The organism is Streptomyces xiaopingdaonensis (assembly GCF_000262345.1).
Taxonomy (GTDB): domain Bacteria; phylum Actinomycetota; class Actinomycetes; order Streptomycetales; family Streptomycetaceae; genus Streptomyces; species Streptomyces xiaopingdaonensis.
Window position 1 is genome coordinate 1 of record NZ_AJTQ01000311.1, and the last position, 15,720, is coordinate 15,720.

13 protein-coding genes and 1 pseudogene are annotated in these 15,720 nt (G+C 72.9%); 10 read left to right on the plus strand and 4 right to left on the minus strand.

Translation table 11 applies throughout. From position 1 onward, the window contains the following. Nucleotides 1-523, minus strand: a pseudogene (locus UWG_RS30905) (hypothetical protein); the annotation flags it as partial. 122 nt (nt 524-645) lie between these two features. Here UWG_RS30905 and UWG_RS0124110 point away from each other — a divergent pair. After that, nucleotides 646-939: a helix-turn-helix transcriptional regulator gene (locus UWG_RS0124110; protein WP_029391727.1), complete on the plus strand. Its 294-nt coding sequence runs from the start codon at nt 646-648 to the stop codon at nt 937-939. Then, nucleotides 936-1,466 carry a hypothetical protein gene (locus tag UWG_RS0124115; protein WP_016909761.1) on the plus strand — a complete coding sequence of 177 codons (531 nt, stop codon included), beginning with the start codon at nt 936-938 and terminating at the stop codon, nt 1,464-1,466. Before UWG_RS0124110 ends, UWG_RS0124115 begins: the two co-directional genes overlap by 4 nt. A 7-nt stretch (nt 1,467-1,473) precedes the next feature. On the opposite strand, the gene UWG_RS0124120 is transcribed toward UWG_RS0124115, so the two are convergent. Both UWG_RS0124120 and UWG_RS0124125 read right to left on the minus strand, forming a co-directional pair. Then, entirely contained in the window at nt 1,474-2,346 is an 873-nt protein-coding gene (locus UWG_RS0124120) for an LLM class F420-dependent oxidoreductase (protein ID WP_016909762.1), read from the minus strand. A gap of 875 nt (nt 2,347-3,221) precedes the next feature. Continuing rightward, on the minus strand, nt 3,222-6,026 hold the full coding sequence (locus tag UWG_RS0124125) for a DUF7927 domain-containing protein (protein WP_029391728.1): 2,805 nt from the start codon (nt 6,024-6,026) through the stop codon (nt 3,222-3,224). Between the two features lie 214 nt (nt 6,027-6,240). Between UWG_RS0124125 and UWG_RS0124130 the strand changes: the two genes are divergently transcribed. From UWG_RS0124130 to UWG_RS0124140, 3 genes are read left to right on the plus strand one after another with little or no spacing between them, the layout of a single operon-like run. Beyond that, on the plus strand, nt 6,241-6,843 hold the full coding sequence (locus tag UWG_RS0124130) for a molybdopterin-dependent oxidoreductase (protein ID WP_029391729.1): 603 nt from the start codon (nt 6,241-6,243) through the stop codon (nt 6,841-6,843). A 1-nt stretch (nt 6,844) separates the two neighbouring features. Further along, on the plus strand, nt 6,845-7,561 hold the full coding sequence (locus tag UWG_RS0124135) for an FAD-binding oxidoreductase (protein ID WP_016909764.1): 717 nt from the start codon (nt 6,845-6,847) through the stop codon (nt 7,559-7,561). Nucleotides 7,562-7,590: 29 nt separating this feature from the next. Beyond that, on the plus strand, nt 7,591-7,860 hold the full coding sequence (locus UWG_RS0124140; RefSeq protein ID WP_016909765.1) for a DUF6510 family protein: 270 nt from the start codon (nt 7,591-7,593) through the stop codon (nt 7,858-7,860). Nucleotides 7,861-8,251: 391 nt separating this feature from the next. On the opposite strand, the gene UWG_RS0124145 is transcribed toward UWG_RS0124140, so the two are convergent. Beyond that, nucleotides 8,252-9,388 (minus strand): XdhC family protein, encoded by a 1,137-nt coding sequence (locus UWG_RS0124145; RefSeq protein WP_016909766.1) that lies wholly within the window; start codon nt 9,386-9,388, stop codon nt 8,252-8,254. Nucleotides 9,389-9,566: 178 nt separating this feature from the next. On the opposite strand from UWG_RS0124145, the gene UWG_RS0124150 reads away from it, so the two are divergent. The 5 genes from UWG_RS0124150 to UWG_RS30910 all read left to right on the plus strand — a co-directional run. Beyond that, nucleotides 9,567-10,448 carry an FAD binding domain-containing protein gene (locus tag UWG_RS0124150; protein WP_016909767.1) on the plus strand — a complete coding sequence of 294 codons (882 nt, stop codon included), beginning with the start codon at nt 9,567-9,569 and terminating at the stop codon, nt 10,446-10,448. Beyond that, nucleotides 10,441-11,001, plus strand: a complete 561-nt coding sequence (locus UWG_RS0124155) for a (2Fe-2S)-binding protein (protein WP_016909768.1) — start codon at nt 10,441-10,443, stop codon at nt 10,999-11,001. The genes UWG_RS0124150 and UWG_RS0124155 overlap by 8 nt, the downstream gene beginning before the upstream one ends. Continuing rightward, the gene (locus UWG_RS0124160; protein ID WP_016909769.1) at nt 10,998-13,436 is read left to right on the plus strand and encodes a xanthine dehydrogenase family protein molybdopterin-binding subunit; all 2,439 of its coding nucleotides are present in this window, start codon (nt 10,998-11,000) and stop codon (nt 13,434-13,436) included. The genes UWG_RS0124155 and UWG_RS0124160 overlap by 4 nt, the downstream gene beginning before the upstream one ends. Before the next feature lie 21 nt (nt 13,437-13,457). Continuing rightward, nucleotides 13,458-14,090 carry an SRPBCC family protein gene (locus UWG_RS0124165; RefSeq protein WP_016909770.1) on the plus strand — a complete coding sequence of 211 codons (633 nt, stop codon included), beginning with the start codon at nt 13,458-13,460 and terminating at the stop codon, nt 14,088-14,090. A gap of 254 nt (nt 14,091-14,344) precedes the next feature. Further along, nucleotides 14,345-15,720, plus strand: a 1,376-nt coding sequence (locus tag UWG_RS30910) for a cbb3-type cytochrome c oxidase subunit I (RefSeq protein ID WP_016909771.1), incomplete at its 3' end; no start/stop codon positions are given.

Consider the following 15,720-nt stretch of genomic DNA (forward strand, 5'->3'; position numbering starts at 1 on the left):
GCGAACCGGCGTACTCCGCGAGGAGTCTGGCGACGTACGGCGCGAACTCCTCGCTCGCGTAGGTTCCTTCGCGCTCGCCGAGCGCGAGAAGCGCCGCGGCGGCCGTCCTCGCCTGCGGCTTCGTGTGCCGCTGAGGACGCGAAGTCGCCCTGTCGGAACCGGTGGTGGCCGCGAGGAGGACCCGGCCGACGACGTGCGAGGCCGCAGGGCCCTCGCAGGTCGTGCGGCGCTCCTTGGCGAGGAGCCGTCCGACGCGGGTGTCCGAGGGGTCGGTCTCCGGCGCCGTCACGGGTGAGGGGATCTCCGGCGTCTCGCCCGGGTCGAGGGCCGCGGCCGCCCGAGCCGGCTCCTCGGCGAGGCGCAGGGTGGCGTCGGACGGTGTCCAGCAGCCCTCCGAGCGGACTGTCCCGACCACGAAAGCGGTGGCCACGACGACCAGCGCCGTCACCCCGGCCACCACGGCAACTCCCCTGCGCCCGAGCCGTTTCGGCCGCGTCCCCGCCTTTTCCCCGTCTGTCCGCATGCCCCGACGGTATAGGGAGGCCGCCGGGTGGTGCCGGGCAGCCGCGCAACCGGGGCCCAGAGGCGATGCTCCTTCCCGCCCAGACCTTGCGTTTACGCTTCACCTTGTAGTACTTCTTATACATGAGCGAGCGAGTACACAACAGGCTTGCGGTGGTGCGTGCCGAACACCGCGTCTCCCGACGGGAGTTGGCCGACGCGGTCGGCGCGCACTACCAGACCATCGGCCACCTGGAGCGCGGGCAGTACAACCCCAGCCTCGACCTCGCCCTGCGCATCGCCGAGTACTTCCGCCTCCCGGTCGAGGCGCTCTTCTCGCTCACCGCCTTCCGGCCGCTCAGCGAGGAGCTCTATCCGCGCCGAAGCGACGAGGGCACCGAATCCGACAGCGCACCGCACAGGGGGAGTTCGCCATGACCGCACCCGGACGACCGCAGCCCACCGCCTCGGACAGGCGGCTCTACCGCATCATGAACGACCCGCGGACGAAGCCGTACCACGCGACCGCCGGCCGCCGCCGCGCGCTCGTCCTCGCGCACACGGCGGCCACCGCAGCCGGCTTCGCCGGCCTCGTCGTCCTCTACACCGCCCACAACGCCTGGTGGGCAGCGCTCATCGCCGCGGCCCTCCTCGTGTGGATCCCCCTGACGGGGCTCCTCAACTCGATGACGGACGGCCTCTTCGAACTCCGCCCCCGCATGCTCGACGAACGCCAACTCGCCGAGCGCGCGGCCGTGCACGGCCTCGCCTTCCGCGTCGTACGGCTCGTGGTGCTCGCGGCCGTCGTCGCCTTCGCGGGGCTCGCGGCGACGGGCATCGCCCTCGCCGACCTCGCCGGCGCCCTGGCGGGTACGGGCGTCGGGCTGCTCCTGCTCCAGGGCCTCCTCCCGCTGTGGCTCGCCGCGGTCCGGGTGGAGGACGTCCCCGCCGACGAGGTCGCCTAGCGTCCGGTCAGTCGAGCAGCCGGGCGACCTCGCGCCAACCTCGGTGCGGCAGTTCGCCGGTGGGGCTCCCGTCGAAGACCTGGAGCGCGACGTGGTCGGCGCCCGCGGCCCGGAACTCGGCGAACCGCTCGCGGACGCGCGCGTCGTCGCCCCAGGCGAAGAGGGCGTCGACGAGGCGGTCGCTCCCGCCGTCGGCGAGGTCCTCCTCGGTGAACCCGGCGCGCAGCCAGTTGCGCCGGTAGTTGGTGAGCTGGAGGTAGACCGAGAGCGCCTCGCGCGCCAACTTCCGCGCACGCGTGGGATCGTCCTCGGTGACGACGCCCAACTCCGGGGCGAGCACGGGGGATTCGCCCAACGCCGCGCGCGTCTCGGCCACTTGCTCGGCGGTGACGAGGTAGGGGAAGGCCCCGGCCGCGCGCTCCCGCGCGAGGCGGACCATCCGCGGCCCGAGCGCGGCGAGCATCCGGCTGCGCGGCGGGACGAACGTGGCCGGGTCGTCGAGCTCGTCCAAATACGCCGCCATCGCGGTGTAGGGGCGCCGGTAGCCGCTCACCATCTGCGGGTGGCTCACGCCGAGGCCCAGGAGGAAGCGCTCCGGGTGCTCCTCCTCCAGCCTGCCGAAGTGCCGCGCCGCATCGGCCGCCTCCTGCCGCCAGATGGAGTGGATGCCGGTCGCGACGGTGATCCGCGGCGCCGCGCCGACGAGCGGCGCCGCCTCCTCCGCGGTCGTGTGGCCGAGCCAGACGGCGCCGTACCCGAGTTCGTCGAGTTCGGCCACCGCCTCGCCGCGGGCGTCCGGCTCGACGTCGGCGAGGGAGCGGAAGACGCCGTACCTGCCGATCGCCGGCGTCGGACCCACTTCGGAACTCGTGCTGGACATAAAGATTCCCTTCTGCGCTGCGGACGAGCGGAACGTCGGACTCCAACGATCGCACCGAAGGCGGCCCGCTCGCCGCTCCTCGCCCGCGCCCCGCCGGCCGCCGCCTCCCGGGAGGGTGAATCCGTCAACCTCCACTTCCAACTCCGGTGCCGTACACGCCGGGTGAGACCCCCTAGAGCGTCAGCGCACCGCCTCGCGAGCCTTTCCGGGCACCTGCCCTGAGCTGCACTGCCGCACCGCGCGTCACCCGTTGGTGAACCGCGTTACGGGTGCGGCCCGCGAACGCTCCGACCGGGCGAATTGGGCCCTGTGTGGTCCCACTTGGGCTCCGGAGCACGTAATGTTCTCTGTGACGAAGCGAACACGGAGCGCATCCGTCTCGCGGAGTCCCCGGTGGAGCTGGATACCCGGAGGCCGCTCAGGTCGACGGATCGCAACCCCCGAGCGACAGCTCCCCCGGGCCGCGTTGCGGCGGCCGGACCGAGTTCCGCGCCCGTCGACACGGGAGCGTGAGCGTGAGCCACTCCCCCGTGGGGCTCAAGGTGGCCGCCGCAACGCGCGATCCGGCTTCGCCGGCGCTGGTGCTGCGCCGTGCGAATGGGCCGGTTCCGGGAGCGGCTCCCCCGACAGCTCCCGGAGCCTGTCCCCTCCCTCGGGAGGTCCCCCGATCGGAGCCCGGACGACCCCCGTCGTCCGGGCTCCGAACTCTGTGCCGACCGCGGCACGTTGGCCACCCGATCGCATGCGGACCGCAGTCCGGCGACGGCTGCGTGCCGCAACTCCTCGCGCTCGCACTCCGGTTCGGAACGCCCCCCCGCGGAGGCGGGCCGGGCGCCCGCGGCGGGTGCCCGGCCCGGGACTCGGGGAGCGGAGGGCTACTCCGTCCCCGAAGCCCTTCTCTTGCGGCGGGTCACGAAGACGGTTCCCGCGGTGAGGAGGAGCACAGCCCCGGCGGCCGCCAGCATGGGGTAGCCGGAGCCGGTCTGCGAAAGCGCCCCGCCGCCGGGTCGGGGCGCCGTGGTGAGCTTCACTTCGCAGTCGCCGCAGGTGCCGCCGTCCCCAGGCGTGACGACGTTGGCGAGGAGCTGCCCGTGGGCGTCGTCGTCGACCCGCACCCGGTAGGTGAGCGTCTCCTCGCCGCCGAGTTCGGGGATGTGCCAGTTGAGAGCCGTACCGTCGAGCTGCGCCTTGCCCGCCGTCGTGCGGATGCTGCCGGGGACGAGCGTCGCGTGGTCGAGGACGTGCGAGAGGTCGTCGGAGAGGGCCACCTCGCCGGCCGTGCCCTTCTCCGGGCGCACCGTGACGGTGTAGGTGACGGTCGAGCCGGGGTCGACGGTCGAGCCGTCGGGCGGGTCGCTCCGCTTCTCCGCCGTCCAACCTCCGTCGCCCTTGGCGGTGTTGGTGACCGTGCAGGTCGTCGAGGTGCCCCGGGCGAGAGTGACGGAGCCGCCCGTGACGGGTGCCTCCTCGCCGTCCTCGCGCTCGCACGTCCAGTTGGAGGTGGTGTAGCCCTCGGGTCCGCCCTCCTCGGAGAGTTCGTAGCCGCCGGGCTCGACGCGGACGTCCGTGACCTCGTCCGAGCCGCTCTCACCGTCGACCTGCGTCGGCCCGGAGGCGTGGAGGACCCAGTCCGTCGGCTTGGCGTCGCCGCCCTCGACCTGCTTCACGAGCGTCAACTGGGCGCCGCACTCGACGGTGTTGGTGAGGCGGTAGGTGTTGTGCTCGGCGACGAGACGGGCCTCGTACGGGAGTCGTGCGTCGGCGGGGTCGCCGTTCTCCTCCGTGATCCGCTGCGAGACGACGCGGCACCAGGACGGGAGCTCCAGGCGCTCGTCGACGGTGGCGGTCGCGTTCCGCGCGTAGCCGGTGCGTGCCTCGCCCCACTCCTGGTCGGTGGGGGTGTCGTTCTCCGGCCCCGTGAGGGTGAGTCGGGCCTGGAAGCCCTCGGGCTGGTCGCCCTCCGCGTACTCGTCGCCGTCGATCCGCCAGCTCTTCTCGACGGTGATGTCGGCTGCGGGCGGCTCCCTGTTGTAGACGGTGCAGGAGACCGCGGCGCCGTTGGGGGCCTCGACGGTGAAGCCCGTGCCCGAGGCGTTGGCCACGTCCACGTCGGCGCCGGTGTCCTTGTTGACGCAGACGGCGTTGTTGCCGCCCTGGGTGACGAGGGTGTACCCGGGCTTCTGGGTCTCGGCGACCGTCACCTCGGCCGAGCCGGTGCCGGTCGGGAACTCGGGGGAGAAGACCACGGAGCCGGTCCCGTCGCCCCGGGTGGTCCGGCTGTCGGGCAGGCCGCCGATGCCGGGGGTGGTCGTGGTGGCGTCGAAGGTCCAGCCCTCGCCTGCCGGGCGGGCCCCCGAGACGTCCTCGCCGGTGTTCCGCGCCGGCACCAGTTGCTTCGTCACCGTCACCGAGTTGTCGCACTGGCTGAGGGCGAGCTGGTGGAGGGCGTCTCCCGCCGCCTCGTAGTTGGAGGTCTGCGCGTAGTCCGCGGTGCCGAGGTTGCTGCCGTTGTACGCCTCGGGCCCCGAGATCGCGCGCAGGTTGAGTCCGGTGACCCCCGACACCCCGGTGCCGACGCCGAGGGCGACGACGCGGGAACCCTTCGCCTTGACGGCGTTGGCGGAGAAGATGCCGTTCTCCACGTCGCGGAAGTGGGTGCGGGAACCGTCGCCGAGCGGCTCGGTGGACCAGCGGGTGGGGTTGCCGTCGGTGAGGACCACGACGAGGTCGTAGTGCTCCTGCGCCTCGGCCACCTTGTAGAGGCCCTGGTCCCAGTTGGTGCCGCTGCCGAGCTGGTAGTCGGCGTACTTCGCCTTGAAGGCGTCGGCGCCTGCCTGGGTGGAGACGGGCTGCAGCTCCGGGTGGTTCGGGTTGCCGGTGCTCGGCGAGGTGCCGGAGAAGGAGTAGACGGCCATGCGCGAGGCGGTGCCGGTGAGGCCGTCGGTGGCCCGGTCGGCGGCCAGCTTGAGGTTGGGGAGCTGGCTGCCGACCGACGAGGAGACGTCGAGCACGAGGGCCACGTCGAGACCGCACTTCTGGGGGAGCGCCGGGTTGTTCCGGGACTGCTGCCAGATGCCGCCCGACATCTTCCAGTCCAGCCGGTCGTCGCTGTACATGAACTCGTCCGTGGAGCGGTACGTCTCGCCCGCCGCCATCGCCGGCGTGTCGAACTCGTACGGGCGGGCCACCGACTGGGAGCCGCTGCCCCTGCCGGTGCGGAGTTCGGGGTTGGTGTACCAGCCCGGCGGTACCCCCTCCTCGACCTGCCGGACCACGAACTCGCGGCCCGCGTTGGCCCCGCCGTCCCGGGTGTCGGGGACGACGAAGTTGCAGTCGCCGTCGCCGTCGGAGACGCAGGTCGACCAGGGCTCGCCGACGGGCTGGTCGGTCGCGGGGTCGACGAGCTGGAGCTGCACGCCGGCGAGCGGGGCGACCTCCTCGGGGGCGCTCCGGTCGCCGCCGGTCCTGACGGTGATCACCGAGGTCGTCGCCGTGGGGGAGGGGACCGTTCCTGGTGCGCTGCCCTGTGCGGTGGTGGTGAGCGCCGGCGTCGCGGTGCCGGTGAGCGCGGCGAGCAGGGCGGTGACGACGAGGAGCGTGCCGCGGTGGGGGCGTCGGCGACGAGGTGGGCGGCGGGAGGAGCGGGCGCGGTGGGACGGCCCCGCTGGGCTGAGCGGCATGGTCGACTCCAGGGAAGACGATCTTTCGCTCACGGTAAGGCCGCTTAATAACTGAAAGTGTGATTTGGGCATTGTGTCCTGTGTGTACGCAAGCCGCACTCCCAGGGCGTCCCGGAGCCGCCGAGTTGCGACGTGCGTGCACCGCAGGACGCTGGAGGGGCGGCGGCGTCACGAGAGCGCCGCCCGCCCGACGTCCACGAGCGAGGCGAGCAGCGTGAACACCCTCTCCCCCGGCTTCCACGGCCACACCCGCCCGCGCAGCGACCGGCTACCGCCCGGGCAGTACCCGACCGAGCAGTTCCCCGTCCTCTCCGCCGGGCCGACGCCCGACATCCCCACGTCCGCATGGGAGTTCGCGCTCACGGGCACCGACGGCGAGCGGCTGCGCACCTGGGACTGGACCGGCTTCGGCGACCTCCCGCAGGAGGAGCCGACCGTCGACATCCACTGCGTCACCCGGTGGACGAAGTGGGACACGAGCTGGTGCGGCGTCTCCGTCGACGTCCTGCTGGAAGGCGTGGACACGAGCGCGAGCCACGTCATGGCCGAGTCCTACGGCGGCTACACGACCAACCTGCCGCTCGCCGACCTCACCGGGGGAAAGGCGTGGATCGTGCACACCTTCGACGGCCTCCCGCTCCCACCCGAGCACGGCGGCCCGGCGCGGCTCCTCGTGCCGCACCTCTACTTCTGGAAGTCCGCGAAGTGGGTGTCGGGGCTCCGGCTGCTCGACCGCGACGAGCCGGGGTTCTGGGAGTCGGTCGGCTACCACATGTACGGCGACCCCTGGCACGAGCAGCGCAACCGGAGCGACTGAGGTGCGCGGGCACTGGTACCTCGCACGGCTCGTCGAGCGCAGGGAGGAGAACGCGACCGCGCGCACCCTGCTCTTCGACGTCGGGGAGTGGCCGGGGCACCTGCCGGGCCAGCACGTCGACGTACGGCTCACGGCCGACGACGGGTACCAGGCCGTCCGCAGCTACTCCCTCGCCGCGCCCGCCGAGGGGGACCGCCTGGAACTCGGCGTGCAGCCGGTCGAGGGCGGCGAGGTGTCGCCGTACCTCGCGGGGCAGTTGCCGCTCGACGCCTGTGTCGAGGTGCGGGGGCCGCTCGGGGGCTGGTTCGTCTGGCACGGCGAGCGTACGGAGCCGGTGCTGCTGCTCGGCGGGGGCTCGGGGATCGTGCCGCTGAGGGCGATGGTCCGCGCCCGGCGGAGTTCGGCGGCACGGTCGCCGTTCCTGCTCCTGTACGCGCTCCGCTCGCCCGCCGAGCGCTGGTACGCGGAGGAGCTGCGCCCCGGCGCGGACGCGGACGGCGTGCGGACGCGCCTCCTCTACAGCCGCGAGGCGCCCGCCGAAGAACCGCGCCCCGCAGGCCGGTTGACGGCCGCGGACCTCGCAGGCGCCGCGGAGATCGAGGGCGGCCCGCCGCTCTGCTACGTCTGCGGGCCGACCGGGTTCGTCGAGCACGCGGCGGGGCTCCTCGTCGAAGAGGGCGTGCCTCCCGGGCGGGTGCGGACGGAGCGGTTCGGGTGAGGGCCGCCGGTCGGAGAGAGGAGCAGGCGATGGTCGTGCAGCACCTCGACGGGAACATGCTCGCGGGGCCGCTCTCGGAGGTCTTCGCGGTCGAGCCGACGACCGCGCTGCGCCGCTGCCCGCACTGCCGCCTCGTCTCCAGCCTCGCCCAACTCCATGTCTACGGCCCCCGGCCCGGCATCACCGCGCGCTGCCCCGGGTGTTCGGCGATCGCCCTGCGCCTGGCACGCCATCCCGACGCGCTCTGGCTCCAACTCGGCGGTGTCGAGGGCGCGTTCCGCTTTCCTCTCGCGGAGTGAGCGCGCCCGCGCCCCCACTCCGGGTGGTTTGCCGCATTCCGTGCTGCGAGGACCGCCCACGGCGGGGCAGCCTTCTCTTCTCGGCGGAGTCCGGGCCGTCCCTCCCCGCGCCCCGGCCCGGCCCGCCGTCCTGCAGGCGTCGGCATGGCTGCCTGTCCTGCGCGCCGGTGCCGTTGCGGCGGGGCTTTCGCTCGGGAGGGCGCGGGGCGCCGCGGGGCCGACCGCCTCGGTGCGGGCGGCGGTTGCCTGCGGGGCTGCCGCTGCTCGTCGCGGAGAACGGTCGGGCTGGCGGGCGCCGCTCGAGTATCCGGGTGGTCGGGACCGCCGGAGACGCAAGGGCGACGGATCGCCGCCGCCGGCTCTCGAAGCGGCTCGGTGCCTCGGACACGAGTCACCCCTCCGGCCCCGTGGCCCGGTGGAGCGGTACGTCGGTGGCGGAGAGCGGGGTGCCGCTGCCGCCGGAGCGGGAGGCGACGAGTTCGGCTGCGACGGAGAGTGCGGTCTCCTCGGGGGTGTGGCCCGCGAGGTCGAGGCCGATCGGCGAGCGGAGCCGGGTGAGTTCGGGTTCCGAGAGACCGGCCTCGCGGAGGCGTTCCAGGCGGTCGGAGTGCGAGCGGCGGCTGCCCATGGCGCCGACGTAGCCGGCAGGGCTGCGCAGCGCCGTCGTCAGTGCGGGGACGTCGAACTTGGGGTCGTGGGTGAGGAGGCAGACGGCGGTGCGCTCGTCGAGGGTGTCGCGCACCGAGTCGAGGTAGCGGTGCGGCCAGTCGACGACGATCTCGTTCGCGTACGGGAAGCGCTGTGCGGTGGCGAAGACGGGGCGCGCGTCGCAGAGCACGACGTGGTAGCCGAGGAACCTGCCGATCCTGGTGAGCGCCTCGGCGAAGTCGGTGGCGCCGAAGACGAGCATCCGCGGCGGCGGCGCGTACGGCTCGACGAGCAGCGCCGCCCGTCCGCCCGCGCGCGTGCCGCACTCCTCGACGTCGAGCGTGCGCGCCGCACCGCCCGCCGCAAGCGCCCCGAACGCGGCGTGCGCGCCGGCGCGGTCGGCCTCCGGCGTCCCGAGCGCCCCGAGGGTGTGCCGGCCGCCTTCGGCGTCCTGCCACGCGAGGAGGGTGCCCCCGACGGGCACGGCGCCCTCGACGGCGGTGACGAGCGCGGCGGGGAGCCCGGCCGCCTGCTGCGCCGCCAACTGCTCCAGCAGCGGGGCCTCTTCGGCGCGGAACGGGCGGACGAGTACGTCGAGGACGCCGCCGCAGGTGAGGCCGACGGCGAAGGCGTCGTCGTCGGTGATGCCGTACTGCTCGACCGCAGGCTCGCCCGACTCCAGTACGTCGAGCGCGAGTTGGTGGACGGCGCCTTCGACGCAGCCGCCGGAGAGGCTCCCCGCGACCTCGCCCGAGGAGCTGACGGCCATCGCGGCGCCGACCGGCCTCGGCGCCGAACGCCACGTCGCCGTGGTGGTTGCGACGGCGAAGGTGGTGCCGTCGCGCTGCCAGGCCAGCGCCTGCTGTAGGACGTCACGCACCTTTGCCCGCCTTCCCTTCGCCCGCCGGTCTGTCGTCATTATGTTTCCGCGAGGAAACCTTCGGTAGGGGTTGACACTTGGGCGGGTGAGCGATTCTGCTGTCTACGGTTGCTGAAAATCTTAGGGCTTAGTTAACTCGGCAGAGCTGATGCGGCCCGGTGGAGAGACAGGTGGTCGCGTGAAACCGGCTCCGTTCGACTACGTGGCGCCAGGCACCCTGCCCGAAGCGCTGCGGTTCCTCGCCGACGAAGAGCGGGAGGTGAAGGTCCTCGCCGGTGGTCAGTCGCTCGTCCCCATGCTCAACATGCGGCTCGCCAGACCGGAGTTGCTCGTCGACATCACCCGCATACCCGAGCTGCGCACCCTGGACGTCGAAGGGGACGGCGCGCTCCGGGTAGGCGCGGGGGTCCGCCAGGCCGCCGTCGCCGTCGACCCCGCGGTGAGCGCCGGGTGGCCGCTGCTCACCGAGGCGATCGGGCACATCGGGCACCCGCAGATCCGCAACCGCGGCACCGTCTGCGGCAGCCTCGTCCACCACGACCCGGCCGCGGAACTCCCGACGGCGGCGCTCGCGCTCGACGCGCGGTTCGACCTCAGCGGCCCCGCCGGAACCCGCACCGTCGACGCCGACGACTTCTTCCTCAGCACCTTCCTCACCGCGCTCGAGGCCGACGAGATCGTCACCTCCGTCCGGTTCGCCGCGCAACCGCCCCGCACGGGCTGGGCGTTCGAGGAACTCGCCCGCCGCCGCGGCGACTTCGCCGCCATCGGCGTGGCCGTCCTGCTCACCCGCGCCGAGGCCGGCGGCGTCGAACGGGCCCGCGTCGTCTTCTGCGCGGCGGGCTCCCGGCCGCTGCGGCTCCCCGAGGCGGAGGAGGCGCTCCTCGCAGCCGACGGACCGGAACGGCTCGACGACGCCTTCGCCGCGGCCGGAGCCGCGGCCCGCGCCCGCCTCGACCCGCCGTCCGACGTGCACGCCGACGCGGAGTGGCGGCGCGAGGCCGCCGAGACCCTCCTCGTCCGCGCCTGCAACCGAGCCTGGGAGCGTACAGGTGACTGACACGACCGAAGCGAGCCGCGAGCCCCTGCCGAGCGCGGCCCCGCCGCTGAGCGAGCCGTCCTCCTGGCACGAGCTCCACCTCACCGTCAACGGGCGCCCCGTCCGCGCGCAGGTCGAGTCCCGGCTGCTGCTCAGCGACTTCCTCCGCGCACGGCTCTCGCTCACCGGCACCCACGTCGGCTGCGAGCACGGCGTCTGCGGTGCGTGCACCGTCCTCGTCGACGGCGAACCGGTGCGCTCCTGCCTCACGCTGGCCGTCGCCTGCGAGGGCGCCTCGCTGCGCACCGTCGAGTCGCTCGCGGACGAGGAGGGGCCGCTCACCGACGTCCAGCGCGCCTTCCACGAACAGCACGCCATGCAGTGCGGCTTCTGCACGGCCGGCTTCGTGATGAGCTGCACCGCCATGGTGGAGGCGCCCGAGCGCCCCACGGAGGACGAGGTCGCCGACCAGCTCAGCGGCCACCTGTGCCGCTGCACTGGCTACCGCAACATCAGAGCCGCCGTCGAGCAGGTCCTCGACGGCCGGTACGGGAAGGCAGGCGAGGAGAAGTGACCATCCAGCAGGCCACCCCGGCGCGCGCGGGCACGGAGCAGGAGGCGTGGATCGGGCGCCGCCTGCCCCGTGTCGAGGACGACCGCCTCCTGCGCGGCAATGGGCGCTACGCGGACGACCTCGGCCTCCCGGGCACGCTCGAACTCGCCTTCCTCCGCAGCCCGCACGCCCACGCCCGGATCACCGCGCTCGACACGGAGGCCGCCGCACGCCTCCCCGGCGTCCACGCGATCTGGACCGGCGAGGACACGGCAGCGCTCGCGCCGCTCCTCAACCGCGCCGAACTCGCCGTTCCCGCCGGGCTCCAGGAGGCGCTCGATCCGCTGGTGCGGGCGCTCCCGATGGCACTTCTCGCGAAGGAGAAGGTCACCTTCGTCGGGCAGCCCGTCGCGCTCGTCGCCGCCGACAGCCGCTACCTCGCCGAGGACGCGCTGGAGCTGATCGAGGCGGAGTACGAGCCGCTCGACGTCGTCGTCGACCCGGAGGCGGCGCTGCGCCCCGACTCCCCGCGCGTCGAGGAGAGCTGGGACGACAACGTGGCGCTCGCGCTCGACACCACCGTCGGCGATCCGCAGGCCGCCTTCGCCGAGGCGGCCTGCGTGGTCGAGGAGGAGTTCCGGGCGCACCGCTACGTCGCCTCGCCGATCGAGCCGCGCGGCATCACCGCCGCACCCGGCGGATACGACGGGCGGCTCACCGTGTGGTCGAGCCACCAGACGCCGCACCGCGTGCGCGACACGGTCGCCGGTACCCTCGGCCTCGACCCCGAGCAGGTCCACGTGATCGCCGCCGATGTCGGCGGCGGGTTCGGGCAGAAGGGCGTCCTCTACGTCGAGGACCTCCTCGTGCCGTTCGCCGCGCACCGGTTGGGGCGCCCCGTGAGCTGGCGCGAGGACCGCAACGAGAACCTCACGGGCACCGCGCACGCGCGCGAACAGACCCACCGGATCTCGCTCGCCGCCGACGCCGACGGGCGGCTGCTCGGCCTGCGGGACGAGATCCTCGTCAACTTCGGCGCCACCACGATCACGGGCCTCGTCGTCCCGTACAACTCGCTCTGCCACCTGCTCGGCCCGTACCGCGTCCCGCACGTGCACATCGACGTCAAGGCCGTCCTCACCAACACCACCTACACCGCGCCCTATCGCGGCGCCGGGCGCCCCGAGGCCGTCTTCGCGATGGAGCGCGCGATGGACCGTCTCGCGGCGAAGCTGGGGATCGAGCCGGCCGAGCTGCGCGCGAGGAACCTGATACCGCCCGAGGCGATGCCGTACCGCACCGGACTCGTCGACCGCGCGGGCAACCCGCAGGAGTACGACTCGGGCGACTTCCCCGAACTCCTGCGGCGCGCCGTGGACCGGATCGACGTGCCCGCCGTGCGCGAGCGGCAGCGCGCGGGGGAGCGCGAGGGGCACCGCGTGGGCGTCGGCTTCGCCGTCTACCTGGAGGCGACGGGGCTCGGCCCCTTCGAGTCGGCGCGCGTCCGACTGCGGCGCAACGGGCGGGTCGGCCTCTACCTCGGCACGCCCTCGCAGGGGCAGGGGCACCGCACCAGCATGGCGCAGATCGCCGCCGACGCGCTCGGGGTCTCGCCTTCCGTCGTCGACGTCGTCGGCGGGGACACCGACGCGGTGCCGTTCGGCGTCGGCACGATCGCCAGCCGGGCGCTCGTCACCGCGGGGAACGCGACGCACCGCGCGGGGCGGCTGCTCCGCGAGAAGATCCTTGACTCCGCCTCCGCCCGCCTCGGGACGCCGGCCGACGAGCTGACCGTGGTCGACGGCGTCGTGCTCCCGCTGAAGTCCGCGGACGAAGGCGCGGGAAGCGAGGCGCCCGAGGGCCTGCCGCTCGCCGCACTCGTCGACTCCCCGATGACGGTGCCCGACGGACTCGGCGCCGACCTCAGCGAGACGGCGCACTTCCGCCCGCCCGGCTTCACCTTCGCGGCGGGGGCGCACGCCGTCGTCGTGGACGTCGACACCCGGACGGGCGAGGTGGAGATCGAGCGGTACGTCGTCGTCCACGACGCGGGGCGCATCGTCAACCCGATGATCGCCGAGGCGCAGGTGACGGGCGGCGTCGCACAGGGGATCGGCGGCGCCCTCTACGAGGAGATGGCGTACGGACCCGACGGCCAGCCCGTCACCACCACGTACATGGACTACCTCCTCCCCACCTCCTCGGAGATCCCCGACCTGGAGCTGGACGAGACCCACACCCACAGCACCCTCAACGACCTCGGCGTCAAGGGCCTCGGCGAGGGCGGCGCCATCGCGCCGCAGGCTGTGATCTCGAACGCGGTGGAGGACGCGCTGCGTCCGTACGGTGCGGTGGTACGGCGCGGCCCGCTGACGCCGCACCGGGTCCGCGCCCTGATCCGCGACTCCGCGGGGGAGCAGCGCGACGCCGAGCGCCCCGCCGTCCCGACCGCCTGAGCACGCACGTACGGAGAGACCATGCAACTCGACCACAGCTTCCAGGTGCCGGTGCCGCAGGAGGAGACCTGGCGACTCTTCCACGACATCGAGGCGATAGCGCCCTGCATGCCGGGCGCCGTCCTCGACCGCGCGGACGAGAACAGCTTCGAGGGGCGGGTGAAGGTCAAGGTCGGTGCGGTGGCGATGAGTTACCGCGGCAAGGGGACGATCACCAGGGACGAGGCGGCCCGGCGCGTCGTCCTCGACCTCAGCGGCAGCGAGACCCGCGGCGGCGGCACCGCCACCGCTACGGTCACCGCCACGTTGACGCCGGACGGCGAGGGCACCGCCGTCCGCGTGCGGACCGACCTCGATCTCACGGGGAAGCCGGCGCAGTTCGGGCGCGGCATCCTCGTCGAGGTCGGGGACCGGCTGGTGCAGCAGTTCGCCGGCAACCTCCAGAAGCATCTGAGCGCCCGGCCGGACGCCGGGACGGCGGCGCCGGACGCGGCCCGGTCCGCGGCGTCGACCGCGGCCGAGCCCGAGGCGCTCGACATGGGGGCCGCCGTCTGGCCGGCCCTCGCGAAGCGGGCGAAGGTGCCGGCGCTCGTCGCGGGGAGCGTCGCCGTCACGCTGCTCGCGGTGCGGCTGCTGCGGCGCAAGTCCGCCTGAACGTCACGTCGCCCGGTCCCGGCTTGCCGGGGCCGGGCGACGCGCGTCTCCGCGTCTCCGCGCCGGGTGGTGCGCGCCGTCGATCCATGTCCGGTAAAGGTGTTCGGCGTGGTATTCCACGAACTCCGTGTTCTGCGCGCTATGCATGGTTCCGTCCCGCGCGGCGCGACTCCCCACACCCGGACGACGGCTCACAGCGTCCGCCCGCACAGGGGGCCGCCCTCCGCGCACCGCCACCGCAGAGGGAGCAGGCCATGACGTCGACGGAGAGTCCGCCCAACGTCGCAGGGGAGCAGTCGGAACCGCCGCGCAAGCGGCCGGGGTCGGTGGTGGTGCAGTGGCTCACCACCACCGATCACAAGCAGATCGGCACGCTCTACCTCGTCACGTCCTTCGTCTTCTTCCTGCTCGGCGGGGTGATGGCGCTGCTGATGCGCGCCGAACTCGCCCGTCCTGGCATCCAGTTGCTCTCGCACGAGCAGTTCAACCAGTTCTTCACCATGCACGGCACGGTGATGCTGCTGATGTTCGCGACGCCGACGTTCATCGGCTTCGGCAACTGGATCGTGCCGCTCCAGATCGGGGCGCCCGACGTGGCGCTCCCGCGGCTGAACATGCTCTCGTACTGGCTCTTCCTCTTCGGCTCGCTCATCGTGATGGGCGGCTTCCTCACGCCCAACGGCGCGGCCGACTTCGGCTGGTTCGCCTACTCGCCGCTCACCGACGCCGTCCGCAGCCCGGGCGTCGGCCACGACATGTGGATCATGGGCCTCGCCTTCCAGGGCTTCGGCACGATCCTCGGCTCCGTCAACTTCATCACCACCATCGTCGGGATGCGGGCGCCCGGGATGACGCTGTTCCGGATGCCGATCTTCACCTGGAACGTGCTGCTCACCGCCGTGTTGGTGCTCATGGCCTTCCCCGTGCTCGCCGCCGCGCTGCTGGCGCTGGAGTACGACCGCAAGTTCGGCGGGATGATCTTCGAGGCGGTGAACGGCGGGCCGCTGCTCTGGCAGCACCTCTTCTGGTTCTTCGGGCATCCCGAGGTCTACATCATCGCGCTGCCGTTCTTCGGGATCGTCACCGAGGTCATCCCCGTCTTCAGCCGCAAACCGATCTTCGGGTACGTCGGCCTCGTCGGGGCGACGGTCGCGATCACGGGCCTCTCGGTGACGGTCTGGGCCCACCACATGTTCGTCACGGGAGGGGTGTTGCTCCCCTTCTTCTCGCTCATGTCGTTCCTCATCGCGGTGCCGACGGGGGTGAAGTTCTTCAACTGGATCGGCACGATGTGGAAGGGGTCGCTGAGCTTCGAGACGCCGATGCTCTGGTCGACCGGCTTCCTCGTGACCTTCCTCTTCGGCGGACTCACGGGGGTGCTCCTCGCGTCGCCGCCGATGGACTTCCACGTCTCGGACACGTACTTCGTCGTCGCGCACTTCCACTACGTGGTCTTCGGCACCGTCGTCTTCGCCGCCTTCGCCGGATTCCATTTCTGGTGGCCCAAGTTCACGGGGAAGATGCTCGACGAGCGCCTCGGCAAGATCACTTTCTGGACGCTCTTCGTCGGCTTCCACACCACCTTCCTCGTCCAGCACTGGCTCGGCGTCGAGGGCATGCCCCGCCGCTA